The organism is Massilia norwichensis, from assembly GCF_024753245.1.
GTDB lineage: Bacteria > Pseudomonadota > Gammaproteobacteria > Burkholderiales > Burkholderiaceae_D > Telluria > Telluria norwichensis.
Genome location: NZ_JANUGX010000011.1, coordinates 73,346 through 86,312 on the forward strand (window position 1 = coordinate 73,346; position 12,967 = coordinate 86,312).

At 67.7% G+C, this 12,967-nt stretch carries 11 protein-coding genes; 8 read left to right on the forward strand and 3 right to left on the reverse strand.

Annotated elements, in window-relative coordinates:
- The first annotated feature begins 75 nt into the window (after positions 1–75).
- The 4 genes from nhaA to NX782_RS11260 all read left to right on the forward strand — a co-directional run bounded on the left by nhaA (position 76) and on the right by NX782_RS11260 (position 4,208).
- Positions 76–1,281 (forward strand): Na+/H+ antiporter NhaA, encoded by a 1,206-nt coding sequence (gene nhaA, locus NX782_RS11245; protein WP_258845539.1) that lies wholly within the window; start codon positions 76–78, stop codon positions 1,279–1,281.
- Between the two features lie 102 nt (positions 1,282–1,383).
- Positions 1,384–2,475: an NAD(P)-dependent alcohol dehydrogenase gene (locus NX782_RS11250; protein WP_258845540.1), complete on the forward strand. Its 1,092-nt coding sequence runs from the start codon at positions 1,384–1,386 to the stop codon at positions 2,473–2,475.
- A gap of 10 nt (positions 2,476–2,485) precedes the next feature.
- Positions 2,486–3,694 (forward strand): lanthionine synthetase C family protein, encoded by a 1,209-nt coding sequence (locus NX782_RS11255; protein WP_258845541.1) that lies wholly within the window; start codon positions 2,486–2,488, stop codon positions 3,692–3,694.
- A gap of 73 nt (positions 3,695–3,767) precedes the next feature.
- The gene (locus tag NX782_RS11260; RefSeq protein WP_258845542.1) at positions 3,768–4,208 is read left to right on the forward strand and encodes a hypothetical protein; all 441 of its coding nucleotides are present in this window, start codon (positions 3,768–3,770) and stop codon (positions 4,206–4,208) included.
- Between the two features lie 187 nt (positions 4,209–4,395).
- Here the strand turns inward: NX782_RS11260 and NX782_RS11265 are convergent, their stop codons facing one another.
- Entirely contained in the window at positions 4,396–5,184 is a 789-nt protein-coding gene (locus NX782_RS11265) for an AraC family transcriptional regulator (RefSeq protein WP_258845543.1), read from the reverse strand.
- A 55-nt stretch (positions 5,185–5,239) separates the two neighbouring features.
- Here NX782_RS11265 and NX782_RS11270 point away from each other — a divergent pair, with 55 nt between their 5' ends.
- Together NX782_RS11270 and NX782_RS11275 are read left to right on the forward strand one after the other, a co-directional pair.
- Entirely contained in the window at positions 5,240–6,451 is a 1,212-nt protein-coding gene (locus NX782_RS11270; protein ID WP_258845544.1) for an MFS transporter, read from the forward strand.
- 31 nt (positions 6,452–6,482) lie between these two features.
- On the forward strand, positions 6,483–8,624 hold the full coding sequence (locus tag NX782_RS11275; protein WP_258845545.1) for an NHL repeat-containing protein: 2,142 nt from the start codon (positions 6,483–6,485) through the stop codon (positions 8,622–8,624).
- Positions 8,625–8,636: 12 nt separating this feature from the next.
- Here NX782_RS11275 and NX782_RS11280 read toward each other — a convergent pair whose 3' ends face one another.
- Positions 8,637–8,987 (reverse strand): DUF3147 family protein, encoded by a 351-nt coding sequence (locus NX782_RS11280; protein WP_258845546.1) that lies wholly within the window; start codon positions 8,985–8,987, stop codon positions 8,637–8,639.
- An 83-nt stretch (positions 8,988–9,070) separates the two neighbouring features.
- Between NX782_RS11280 and NX782_RS11285 the strand changes: the two genes are divergently transcribed.
- Positions 9,071–9,565 (forward strand): hypothetical protein, encoded by a 495-nt coding sequence (locus tag NX782_RS11285; RefSeq protein ID WP_258845547.1) that lies wholly within the window; start codon positions 9,071–9,073, stop codon positions 9,563–9,565.
- Positions 9,566–9,588: 23 nt separating this feature from the next.
- On the forward strand, positions 9,589–10,851 hold the full coding sequence (locus tag NX782_RS11290) for a glycerate kinase type-2 family protein (RefSeq protein ID WP_258845548.1): 1,263 nt from the start codon (positions 9,589–9,591) through the stop codon (positions 10,849–10,851).
- A 244-nt stretch (positions 10,852–11,095) separates the two neighbouring features.
- On the opposite strand, the gene glk is transcribed toward NX782_RS11290, so the two are convergent.
- Complete coding sequence (gene glk, locus NX782_RS11295) at positions 11,096–12,967, reverse strand: glucokinase (RefSeq protein WP_258845549.1); 1,872 nt, start codon at positions 12,965–12,967, stop codon at positions 11,096–11,098.

The window sequence follows — 12,967 nt, forward strand, 5'->3', positions numbered from 1 at the left end:
GCCTCGGGTGCGCACACGTCCGTGTGACGCAGGCATAGCGTCGGTCGGGCCGCCACGCGGTTTCCGGCTGCCCACATGATCACGCAAGCATCTGCACCTTCGCGCGCCCTGTCCCGCACCTTCCAGCGCTTTTTCTCCTCCAAGAAGGCAGGCGGCATCATTCTCATCGCCTGTACCCTCCTGTCGCTGCTGCTGGCGAATTCCGCGGCCGGCGCGGGCTATTTGGCGTTCTGGCATCGCGAAGTCGCCGGCATGAGCGTCGAACACTGGATCAATGATGGCCTGATGGCAGTGTTCTTCCTGATGGTGGGCCTCGAACTCGAGCGCGAACTGTACAACGGGGAGCTGTCCGACTTCCGCAATGCCCTGTTGCCGATTGTTGCCGCAGTCGGCGGCATCTGCGTCCCGGCTTTGCTGCACTTCAGCCTGAATGCGGGCACGGCGGCGCAAGGGGGCATGGGGATTCCGATGGCCACCGACATCGCTTTCGCACTGGGAGTGCTGGCCCTGCTCGGCAAGAATGTACCGGCTTCGCTCAAGATCTTCCTGACCGCGCTTGCCGTCATCGACGATCTGGGCGCCATCCTGGTCATCGCGCTGTTCTATACGACCGACCTGCAGCTCGCTTACCTGATCGGCGCCCTGGCCGTGTTCGGCGCGCTGGTCTGCCTGAACCGCTTTGCCCGCGTCATGACACTCTTTCCCTATCTGCTGGGCGGGGCGCTGATGTGGTTCCTGATGCTGAAGTCCGGCATCCATGCGACGATCGCCGGCGTCCTGCTCGCGTTTGCCATCCCGTATTCTGCGCGGCAGGACGACGAGGCCTCGCCATCCCATCGGCTCGAGCACATGCTGCATACGCCGACCTCCTTCTTCATCCTTCCCTTGTTCGCATTGGCGAACACGGGCATCGTCATCGGCAGCGGCTGGGCCACAGAACTGGCCTCGCCCAACAGTCTCGGCATCTTCGGCGGACTAGTGCTGGGCAAGCCGCTCGGCATCTTCCTGTTCAGCTTTGCCGCGATCGGCCTCGGCATATGCAAATTGCCGCTCGACCTGTCATGGCGTCATGTGCTGGGCGCGGGGATGTTGGGCGGCATCGGCTTCACCATGTCGATTTTCATCACCAACCTCGCTTTCCCGGGGCAGGCCGATGCAGTCACCGCGTCGAAGATTGCGATTCTCCTGGCATCGCTGACAGCCGGTGTGGCCGGTTTCCTGTGGCTGAAATTTCTCGGTCGCCCTTTGCCGACCGATACAGATACTGACACGCTCGGTTAGCAAACGAGGTCTTCTCGAATATTCGACGAATTTGCGTGCCACCTAACAGACCCAGGCCGTCCCCTCCCGTAAGGTGTTCAGTCTTTTCACACGGGAGGGAACATGATCAAGGTCACCGGTTACGCGGCGAAGCACTCGTTCAGCCGCCTGAAGAAATACGAATTCGAGCGCGAGGATGCCAAGGCGCATGAGGTCGAGATCGAGGTGCTGTACTGCGGCGTCTGCCACTCGGACATCCACCAGGTCAAGAACGAGTGGCACAACACGGTCTACCCCTGCGTGCCGGGACACGAGATCGTCGGCCGTGTGACCAAGGTCGGGCCGGCGGTGCGCAAGCACGCGGTGGGCGACCTGGTCGGCGTCGGCTGCATGATCGACAGCTGCGGCCAATGCGAAGCCTGCGCCAGCGGCGACCAGAACTACTGCATGGCGCCGAACAGCTGGCTGGCCACCTACAACGGCCCGATGCAGCCGAAGAGCAAAGTCGGCGAGAACATCTACGGCCGCGACAACACCTTCGGCGGCTATTCCAACATGCTGGTCGTGAAGGAAGACTTCGTGCTGAAGATCCCGGCCCAGCTCAAGCCGGAAGTGGCGGCGCCGATCCTGTGCGCCGGCGTGACCACCTATTCGCCGCTCAAGCACTGGGGCGTGAAGGCCGGCGACAAGGTCGGCATCATCGGCATGGGCGGCCTGGGCCACATGGCGGCCAAGATCGCCAAGGCGATGGGCGCCGAGGTGACGATGTTCACGCGCACCAGGGAAAAGATCGAGGAAGCGAACAAGCTCGGTTTCGACGCCGTCATCGAGGACGACAAGCAGGCGCTGAAGGACCTCGAGGCGAGCTTCGACTTCATGCTGTCGACGGTGCCGGAAAAGCACGACATCAACAACTACGTCCAGCTGCTCAAGCGCAATGCCGCGCTGGTGCTGGTCGGCGCGCTGGAGCCGATGGCACCGGTCGACAACATGCAGGTGGCGTTCAAGCGCCGCACCGTCGCCGGCTCGCTGATCGGCAACCTGGCCGAGACCCAGGAAGTGCTGGACTTCTGCGCCGAGCACAACATCGGGCCGGAGATCGAAATCATCCGCATGCAGGACATCAACGATGCCTACAACAAGGTCGAGAAGGGCGACGTGCGCTTCCGCTATGTGATCGACATGGCGTCGCTGAAGGAGGAAATGGGCGAGTAAAATTGCGCCCATGCTCCACGACCCCGCCCGCCATGAAACCCTGACGCCAATCGCCTGGGACGAAGCCCGTGCCAGGCGCGCCATCCACGACATCGTCGCCGACACCGAAGCCCGCTTCGATGCGAAGCGCTGGTGGCCTGTGCATCCGCTCGACCAGGAAGGCGACGATACCGGCGTGGTCGAAACGCCGATGTACCACGGCGCCGCCGGCGTCGTCTGGGCCCTGCACTACCTGCAGGATGCCGGCGCGGTGCGGCTGGCGCGCGATTACCTGGCTGACTGGGAGCACCTCCTTGCGGCCAACGGCGAGTGGCTGGCCAGCCAGGGATTGGAGAAAGAGCACGCTTCCTTCCTGATGGGCGACACGCCGATCCGGATGATGGCCTTCGCGCGCGCCCCTGACGCCGGGCATGCAGCGGCGCTGCACGCGCTCATCGCCGGCAACGCCGGGCATCCGGCACGCGAGCTGATGTGGGGCGCGCCGGGCACCCTGCTGGCCGCCCTCTTCCTGCACGAGCGTAGCGGCGGCGACGCCTGGGCCGAACTGTTCCGCGCCACCGCCGCCACGCTGTGGCAGCAGCGCGAATGGTCGGAGCAGCATGGCTGCGCCTACTGGACCCAGGAACTCTACGGCAGCCGCTCGACCTACCTCGACGCGGTCCACGGTTTGGTCGCCGCGGCCGTGCCGCTGATCCGCGGCCGCCACCTGCTGGGCGAGGAAGAATGGGACGAATGGCGGCGCTGCATCGCCAACACGGTGCGCCGCACCGCCACCGTCGAGAACGGCCAAGCCAACTGGCGCCCGCAGCTGTTCGGCACCCAGCGCGAAGCGGACAAGAAGCTGCTGCAGTTCTGCCATGGCGCGCCGGGATTCGTGATCTGCCTGGCCGGCTTTCCCGGCGACGAACTCGACGATCTGCTGGCGGCGGCGGGCGAAGCCACCTGGACGGCCGGCCCGCTGGCCAAGGGATCGAACCTGTGCCACGGCACCGGCGGTAACGGCTACACCTTCCTGGTGCTGTACCGCCGCACCGGCGACCCGCGCTGGCTCGAGCGGGCGCGCGCCTTCGCCATGCACGGCACCGAACAGGTGGAACGCGATGCCGCCCGCTACGGCCAGGGGCGCTATTCGCTGTGGACCGGCGACCCGGGCTTTGCCGTCTACCTGTGGGACTGCATCCGCGCGCAGGCCGCCTTCCCGACGCTGGACGTGTTCTGATCCCAGGCTGCCGCAAGTTGCCGTAAGACTATGCTGGGTGTAGACTGGTTCCTTGGTCCACTCGCACTCTGCCATGTCTACACATCCTGCCCGCCTGCTCGGCGCCACCCTCCTCGCCCTGTGCGCCCTTGCCGCCTGCAAGCGCGAGGAAACGCCGCCGCCCAAGCCGGCCGTTGCCGAAGCGCCTGCCGCACCGGCGCGCACGCGCGACCAGGCCATTGCCGAGCTGATGGCGCTGCCCGAGCTGAAGGCGTGGTCGGAAGAGATCGAAAAGCGTTCGCACGGCAAGGTGCATGGCGCCGTGATCGAGGACGATCCGACGCCGCGCATCATCGAAGGCAAGCCCTACTACCAGCTCAGCTTCGTGGAAAACCGCAAGCAGAACGTGCACCGCCGCGCCAGCTTCCTGGTCGCCAAGACGGGCTCGGACATCCTGGTCGAGGATGCGGAAACCGATACCGTGCAGTCGCTGGATGAGTGGCGGCGCAATATTCAGCGCGTTGAGTTGAAATAGTAATTAGCTTGGGTCCCCGCCTTCGCGGGGAGTCGTTTCCGGCAATGCCGGGAACGACAATAAGTAAGCTTGATCCCGCGCAAATCTACGCCACGATGACGCGCTTATCGTAATCAGCGCCGCTGGCCGCGAGGTGCTGCCGCACGCAAGTGCGACAGTGCCACTCCTCCCCCGGTCGGCGGCTCCCCTACTTCTTCCACTCGGCCAGATAATGCTGGGGCGTCCTGCCCAGCAGGCGCCGGAACATGCTCGTGAACGCGCTCGGGCTGGCATAGCCCAGCGCCCGCGCCACCGCGCCCACGCTTTCGCCGCGCGCCAGCATCTCGAAGGCATGTGCCAGGTGCACCTGCTGCACCCATTGCCGGTAATGCAGGCCGGTCTCCTTCGGAAACAGGCGGATCAGGGTGCGCGCGCTGGCACCGGCGTCGAACGCCAGGTCGTCCAGCCGGCGCGGGTTGCCGGGCCGGGCCATGATCTCGGTGCACAGCGCCTGCAGGCGGCGGTCGCGCGGCCAGGGCACGGCGATCGGCACCGTCCGCATCGCCGCGATTTCGGACAGGATCAGGCGCGCCAGGTCGCCGCCACGGCCCTCGACCGGATAGTCGAGCGGCTCGGCCGCCAGCGCCAGGATCAGCTCGCGCAGCAGCGGGCTGACTTCCAGCACCCGGCAGTCTTCGGTCATCGCGCCGGCCGCCTGGGCGTCGATGTACAGCGCGCGCATGTTGACCTGGCTGAGCATGGTCACTTCGTGCAGCACGCCGGGCGCGATCAGCAGCGCGCGGCGCGGCGGGATGATCCAGACGCCGAGTTCGGTACGCACCCGCATCACGCCGTCGCTGGCGTACAGCAATTGCACCCAGGGGTGGCTGTGGGCGTCGATCGTGTGCCCGTGGCTGGCGTCGTTGCGTACCGCCGTCACGCTGCGCGGCAGGGTCTGGAAACGCTGGCGGTAGTCGGGGGAAAGCGTGAGTGTCACTTTGGCGACGAAAAATGGAATAGGCGTTCGGATTGCACATATTACACTGGCTACCATGACGACACCCACCGCTACCACTTCCCCCCAGACCAAGGCATCCGGCACCGTGCTGCAGATCCTGTTCTCGGTCGCCTTCGTCCACCTGCTCAACGATTGCGTGCAGGCCGCGCTGCCGGCGATCTACCCGCTGCTCAAGCAGGAGTTCGCGCTCAGCTTCGCGCAGGTCGGCCTGATCACCCTGACCTTCCAGTGCACGGCCTCGCTGCTGCAGCCCTGGATCGGCCTGTACACGGACAAGCGTCCGATTCCCTTCCTGCTGCCGGCCGGCATGTGCATGACCCTGCTGGGCGTGGCGCTGCTGTCGATGGCGGGCAGCTTCGGCATGCTGCTGCTGGGCGCCGGCATGATCGGCGTCGGTTCCTCGACCTTCCACCCGGAAGCCTCGCGCGTGGCGCGGCTGGCCTCGGGCGGCCGCTTCGGCTTCGCACAGTCGCTGTTCCAGGTCGGCGGCAACCTCGGCTCGGCGCTCGGTCCGCTGCTGGCGGCGGCGATCCTGGTCGGCCGCGGCCACGGCAAGTTCGCCTGGTGCGCGGTGCTGATCGTGCTGGCCGTGATCGTGCTGGTGAGCGTGAGCCGCTGGTACGGCAGCCACCTCAAGAGCGCAACGAAGAAGGCCGCGCTGCATGCCGGCCCGCCGCTGCCGCGCAAGCAGGTGATCCGCGCGCTGGCGGTGCTGGCGATGCTGGTGTTCTCGAAGTACATCTACATGGCCAGCCTGTCGAGCTACTACACGTTCTTCCTGATCGAGAAGTTCCACGTGCCGGTCGGGACCGCGCAGATGTATTTGTTCCTGTTCCTGGCCTCGGTGGCGCTCGGCACCTTCGCCGGCGGCCCGATCGGCGACCGCATCGGCCGCAAGCGCGTGATCTGGGTCTCGATCCTGGGCGCGGCGCCGTTCACGCTGGCCCTGCCCTACGCCAGCCTGGGCTGGACCGCGGTGCTGTCGGTGGTGATCGGCCTGGTGATGTCCTCGGCCTTCTCGGCCATCGTGGTATTCGCGCAGGAGCTGGTGCCGGGCAAGGTCGGCATGATCGCCGGGATCTTCTTCGGCCTGATGTTCGGCGTCAGCGGCATCGGCGCCGCGGCCATGGGGCATATCGCCGACGTCGCCGGCATCGAGCAGGTGTACCGCATCGCTTCCTTCCTGCCGCTGCTGGGGATCCTGGCGGCGCTGCTGCCGAAGATGGAAAAGGCCGCGATCCGTTAGACTGGCGGTCCGAGCATAAGCAGGCGGCAGTGTGAAACGAAAAACCCTCATCGCGGCGCTGGCAGGCGCCGCAGTCCTGGCCGCGGGCGCGGCATTCTATGTCTTCCTCGACGCGCGCGACGCGGGCACCCCGGGCCGTCCGGTCTGGCTGTCCGCCGAGGCGCCGACGCGGCCCGCATGGACCGCGCGCGTGACAGCGCTGGCCGGCGACGGCCTCGATGGCGTCGTCGATGGCGCCGGGCCGGCGAGCCGCTTCAGCGCCCCGTTCGGCGCGGTCGCCGATGCGCATGGCAATGTGTTCGTGGCCGAAGGCGGCGCCGGCAACCGCATCCGCCGCATCGGGCGCGACGGCCTGGTCGTCACCGTCGCCGGCGGCAGCGCGGGCTTCGCGGATGGCCTGGGCGCGGCAGCCGCGTTCGACACGCCGTCGGCACTGGCCATCGACCGCCTCGGCAACCTCTACGTGGCCGATACCGGCAACAACGCGATCCGCAAGGTGGCGCCCGACGGCAGCGTGAGCACGCTGGCCGGCGGCGGCGAAGCGGGCTACCTGGACGGCGTCGGCCGCGCCGCCCGCTTCAACGGACCGGTCGGCGTGGCCGTCGACCGCCACGGCATCGTCTACGTGGCCGACACCTACAACGACCGTATCCGCCGCATCGACAAGGATGGCACCGTGAGCACGGTAGCCGGCCAAGGCACGCCCGGCAGCCTGGACGGCCCCGGCGCTGCGGCCGGCTTCGACACCCCGAGCGCGATCGCGGTGGACAAGGCGGGCGTGCTGTTCGTCGCCGATACCGGCAACGATGCGATCCGCCGCATCGACAAGGACGGTAACGTGACGACGCTGGCACCGCCGTCCGCCGACGCCCCTCGCACCGAGTTGCGGCGCCCGGTGGCGCTGGCGCTGACCCACGACGGCTGGCTGTACATCGGCGGCGCCGGCGGGCGCATCGTCCAGCGCGGACCGGACGGCGCTTATTACACCCTCACCGATGCCGGCCGTTCGCCGGACGCGAGTCCGACCGGCGACGACAGCGTGCGCCTGTATGCGCCGCGCGGCATCGCGGTGCGGCGCGACGGTACGCTGGCGGTGGCCGACGCCCAGGCGCTGCAGGTGTTCGCGCTGGCGCCGCCCAAATCCGGCACGACGGCACCGCAAGCAATCCCGGCACCGGCGCCGGCCGTGGCCATGCCCGCCGTGATGCCCTGGCCGGTCGGCCCGCAGATGACGCCGCACGAAGTGGTGGGCGTGATGGGCGAGGTGCGCGGCAGCTACAGCGGCGAGAGCCGCGACCACTTCCATGCCGGCCTGGACATCCGCGCCGACATCGGCACCCGCGTGCTGGCGATCCTGCCGGCGACCGTCAGCGATCCATATTCGAACTGGGCCTTCGGCGAACTTGGCGAAGGCATGAGCCTCGGGCCGCTCTCCTACATCCACATGCGCGTCGGCCGCGACAGCACCGGCAAGGCGCTCGACCCGCGCTTCCAGCTGCTGCTCGACGCGCGCGGCAAACCGGAACGGGTGCGGGTGCGGCGCGGCGCCCGCTTCGCCGTCGGCGATGCGCTCGGCACCATCAATCCGATGGCCCACGTGCACATGGAATACCACCCCGGCGGCGCGGTCCGCAATCCCCTGACCCTGCCCTTCCCCGGCCTGCGCGATACGGTGCCGCCGCGGATCCGCAGCATCGCCCTGTACGACCGCGAAGGCCGGCGTCTGCCGGCAAAGAAAGGCAAGCGCCTGCACGTGGCGCGTTCGCTCGGCCAGCTCGAGATCGTCGCGGACGTGTACGACCAGATGGACGGCAACCTGGCGCGGCGCCGGCTCGGCCTGTACAAGCTGGGCTACCAGCTGCTGCACGCGGACGGCAGCCCGGTGGCCGGCTTCGAGGCGCCGCGCATCACCCAGGTCTACGACCGTCTGCCGCGCGAGCATGAAGCGGTGAAGCTGGTCTACGCCGACAGCAGCGGCATCACGGTCTATGGCAGCAAGGCGACGCGCTTCGCCTATGCCGTCAGCAACACGCTGCAGGACGGCGTGGCCCTGCCCGGCAGCTGGCAGGTGGACGGCCTGGCGCCGGGCGACTACCTGCTGCGCATCTATGCCGCGGATTACGCCGGGCAGGAGGCGCAGGAGGGGCGCGACCTGGCGATCACGGTCGAGTAAGGAAGGCCAGGCTCAGATGAGCGCGATGCCGAAGCGCTTCACGAACAGCGCGAACAGGACGAAGCAGACAATGGTCAGCACCACGCCGATGCCGAGCGCCGGCCAGAAACCGTATCGGGCCAGCAGCGCCGGAAACGCCAGGAACATGGGCAGGGTCGGCACCACGTACCAGAACGTGTACCAGGCGTGATTCGCCAGCTTGTCAGCCGGCTGCTTTTCGACGTGCAGCCAGATCAGGGTCAGCACGGTCACCAGCGGCAGCGCGGCGATCAGGGCGCCCAGCTTGTCGCTGCGCTTGGCGAACTCCGACACGGCCACCACCAGCGCGGCTGTGAACAGGTATTTGGTGATTATCCAGAGCATGGGCCGCACCACAGCATGGGCGCCGGGCGCGATGCGTCCATTCGGCGTATCCTTTTCACATCCATGACAACATCGAGGAAGTGATGAACGAAAACGCACGATCGAGCGGCTTGGACAACATGGCCGCCTACCGCTATGGCCAGGAAATGCATGTCAGCGACAAATACCGTAATCGTTCCTGGGACGAAGTCGAACCGGAGCTGGTAAGCGGCTGGAGAAAAAGCGCCGCCGGCGCCGCAGACTGGGAGGCCTCCAGGGCCGCCGTGCGCCAGGGTTGGGACAGCGCCGCCCCTGACATCGACGACGATACCTACTACCGTACCCATTGGAACGCACGCTACGCGAACCGCGACGGCGGTGGCGACTACGACGAGCATGCGCCGGCCTACCTGTTCGGCAGCGAAGCGCGGCGTAACGAGAAATACCGCAGCCACGACTGGGATGCAGCCGAGCCGCACCTGCGATCCGATTGGGAAGCGCGGCACCCGGGGCAGCTCTCGCCATGGGAAAGATTCAAGGATGCGGTAAAGCATGGCTGGGGCCGCATCCATGCCGACGTGAACGATCCGATGCCCTGAGCGGCTGGAGACGGAAGGCGACGATGCAAGCCAATCCACGCGCGCTGTTGATCAAGATGTTCGAAGCCGCCATCGAGTCGGCCCAGCCCGGGCATTGCGTGCCCACCCACCTGCCGGAACCGGGCAAGGGCCGGACCATCGTGATCGGTGCCGGCAAGGCGTCCAGCGCGATGGCCCAGGCGCTGGAAAACAGCTGGGACGGCCCGCTGAGCGGCCTGGTGGTCACGCGCTACGGCTATGCGGTGCCCTGCCGGCGCATCGAGATCGTCGAGGCCGCGCACCCGGTGCCGGACCAGGCCGGCCTGCATGCCGCCCAGCGCATGATGGAACTGGTACGCGGGCTGAGCGCGGACGACACCGTGATCTGCCTGATCTCGGGCGGCGGCTCGGCGCTGCTGCCGCTGCCGCTCGACGGCATCACGCTGGAAGACAAGCAGGCGGTCAACCGCGCCCTGCTCGCCTCCGGCGCGACCATCGGCGAAATGAACACCGTGCGCCGGCATCTCTCGGCCATCAAGGGCGGGCGGCTGGCCGCGGCCTGCCACCCGGCGCGCGTGGTGACGCTGCTGATCTCGGACGTGCCGGGCGACCAGCCCTGCGACATCGCGTCCGGCCCGACCGTCGGCGATCCGAGTACCTGCGAAGACGCGCTGGCCATCGTCAAACGCTACGGCATCGCCCTGCCCCCTGCCGTGCGCGAGGTCCTGGAGAGCGGGCGCGGCGAATCGGTCAAGCCGGGCGACCCGCGGCTGGCACGCTGCGAGACGCGCATGATCGCGACCCCGCAGATGGCGCTGGAAGCGGCGGCCGCCGTGGCACGCGAAGCCGGCATCGCGCCCTACATCCTCGGCAATGCGATCGAGGGCGAGGCGCGCGACGTCGGCAAGGCGATGGCAGGCATCGCGCGCCAGGTGGCGGAATACGGCCAGCCCTTCGCCAGGCCCTGCGTGATGCTGTCGGGCGGCGAGACCACCGTGACGGTGCGCGGCCAGGGACGCGGCGGGCGCAATGTCGAGTTCCTGTTGTCGCTGGGGCTGGCGCTGGATGGCTGCGCCGGCGTGCACGCGCTGGCCGGCGATACCGATGGCGTCGACGGCCAGGAAGAGATCGCGGGCGCGGTGCTGGCGCCGGACTCGCTGGCGCGTGCCTGGGCGCTGGGGATCAAGCCGGCCGACGCGCTGCAGAACAACGACGGGCACGGCTTCTTCGGGGCGCTGGGGGACTCGGTGGTGACCGGGCCGACGCTCACCAATGTGAACGACTTCAGGGCGATACTGATTACCTGAGCGTTATTCCCGCGCCCTGTAACGTCGTCCCCGCGCTCTGTAACGTCGTCCCCGCGCTCTGTAACGTCGTCCCCGCGCTCTGTAACGTCGTCCCCGCGCTCTGTAACGTCGTCCCCGCGAAGGCGGGGACCCAAGTTTGCAGGCGCTGTCGAAAAGCGTACAACTTGGATCCCCGCCTGCGCGGGGATGACGATGAAGATACGCGGGGATGACGGTGAAGATGCGCGAGGATGACGTGCCTCAATCAGCTGTCCAGGTGCGAAATCAGCGCCGGCGCCGGCGCCGATGAGGACGAGGCGGCGCGCGCATGGTGCACGTCCACCGACACGCCCACCGCCATGATGTCGATGAGGAGCAGCTGCAGCACCCGCGAGATCATCGACAGGAAGCTGGTGTTGTCCTCGGCGTGATCGACCGCCAGCAGCACGCTGGCGCGGCGTGCCAGCGGCGACTGGCTGCTGCTGATCGCGATGACGTCGGCGCCGGCCGCCCTCGCCTTGTCGACGGCGGCCAGCAGCTCCGGCAGGCGGCCGGAATTCGAGATCGCGATCACCACGTCGCCCGGCCCCAGCAGGTCGGCGGCAAGGCTGAACAGGTGCGAGTCGCCGTACAGCGCGGTCGGGATGCGGAAGCGGAAGAATTTATGTTGACCGTCCAGCGCCACCACGCGCGCATTGCCCATCGCGTAGAACTCGATGCGCTTGGCCCGGCTCACCAGTTCGATCGCACGGTCGATCGCGCGCACGTCCAGCTGGTCGCGGAATTTCAGGATCGCCGAGACGGTGTTGTCGATGACTTTCGCCGACAGGTCGTGCGTGCTGTCGCTGCCGCGCACCTGGCTGTGGCGTACCGGGATCGAGCCGGTCAGCGAGCTCGCGAATTTTAATTTGAAGTCGGCCAGGCCCAGGAAGCCGAGCGAGCGGCAGAAGCGGATCACGGTCGGCTGGCTGACGTCGGCCAGCTTCGAAATCCCGGCGATCGGTTCGTTCAGCACCAGGCGCGGCTGCTCCAGCACCAGGCTCGCCACGCGCTGCTCGGCCGGGGTCAGTTCCGGCTGCAATTGGCGGATGCGGTCCATCAGCGTGTTGTCGCCGCTGCGGCCGCGCAGGTGCTCGGAGAGGATGTTCGCCACGCCGTCGAAGGCCACGTGCGGCGTGCTGATGACGTAGGTCGGGATGTCGGCGATATAGCCCGAGAAGCGGCCCTTGGCCTCGAAGCGCGCGCGGAAGGGCGAGCTCTTGAACCACTCGCCCAGACGCGGCACGATGCCGCCGCCGATGAAGATGCCGCCGAAAGCGCCCAGCGTCACGGCCAGGTTGGCCGCGGCGCCGCCCAGCATGCCGCAGAAGCATTCCAGCACTTCCAGGCACAGCGGGTCCTTGTCTTCCATGGCCGCCGCGATGATGGCGGCCGAATCGCGATCGGGCGCGTCGACGCCATTGCGCTCGGCCAGCGCGCGATGAATGATCTCCATGCCGGGGCCGGAAATCAGGCGCTCGTTCGAGACGTGGGTCCACTCGCGCCAGGCGGCCTGCAGGATCGCGAACTCGCGCTCGTCGCTGGGCGCGAAGTTCACGTGGCCACCCTCGCTGCCGAGGGTGACGAAACCGTCCACGGTCGGAATTCCGCCCGATACGCCCAGGCCCGTGCCCGGCCCCAGCACGCCCAGCACCGCATGCGGCACCGGCTTGCCCGGACCGACCTGCATCAGGTCTTCCGACTTCAGGCCGGGAATCGCCATCGCCAGCGCCGTGAAGTCGTTGACGATCAGGAGGGTATTCAGGCCCAGCTCGCGCCGCACCTCGTCGGTCGAGAAGGCCCAGGGCCGGTTGGTCATGCGCACGTAGTCGCCGTCGACCGGATTGGCCAGCGCCAGCGCCGCGTGGTGCAGGCCCAGGTCCTCATGTTCGGACAGGTAGAAGCGCAGCAGCGGCACGATGCCATCGAACTCGTCGCACTTCAGCACCCGCACCGAGCGATAAGTGCCCGGCGCGGTCTGCAGGGCGAAGCGCGCGTGCGTCGCGCCGATGTCGGCCAGCAGGCGCGGGCCGTCGGCAAAGGCGGTGCGGGTGTGCTTGCTGTCGCGCGTTTGTTCGTCTTCTACCTGTTCCTGCAT

Coding starts and splice junctions, on each gene's coding strand:
- glk (WP_258845549.1), bottom strand. CDS start 12,967: ATGCAGGAACAGGTAGAAGACGAACAAACGCGCGACAGCAAGCACACC.
- NX782_RS11285 (WP_258845547.1), top strand. CDS start 9,071: ATGAACGAAAACGCACGATCGAGCGGCTTGGACAACATGGCCGCCTAC.
- NX782_RS11260 (WP_258845542.1), top strand. CDS start 3,768: ATGTCTACACATCCTGCCCGCCTGCTCGGCGCCACCCTCCTCGCCCTG.
- NX782_RS11270 (WP_258845544.1), top strand. CDS start 5,240: ATGACGACACCCACCGCTACCACTTCCCCCCAGACCAAGGCATCCGGC.
- NX782_RS11255 (WP_258845541.1), top strand. CDS start 2,486: ATGCTCCACGACCCCGCCCGCCATGAAACCCTGACGCCAATCGCCTGG.
- nhaA (WP_258845539.1), top strand. CDS start 76: ATGATCACGCAAGCATCTGCACCTTCGCGCGCCCTGTCCCGCACCTTC.
- NX782_RS11290 (WP_258845548.1), top strand. CDS start 9,589: ATGCAAGCCAATCCACGCGCGCTGTTGATCAAGATGTTCGAAGCCGCC.
- NX782_RS11280 (WP_258845546.1), bottom strand. CDS start 8,987: ATGCTCTGGATAATCACCAAATACCTGTTCACAGCCGCGCTGGTGGTG.
- NX782_RS11250 (WP_258845540.1), top strand. CDS start 1,384: ATGATCAAGGTCACCGGTTACGCGGCGAAGCACTCGTTCAGCCGCCTG.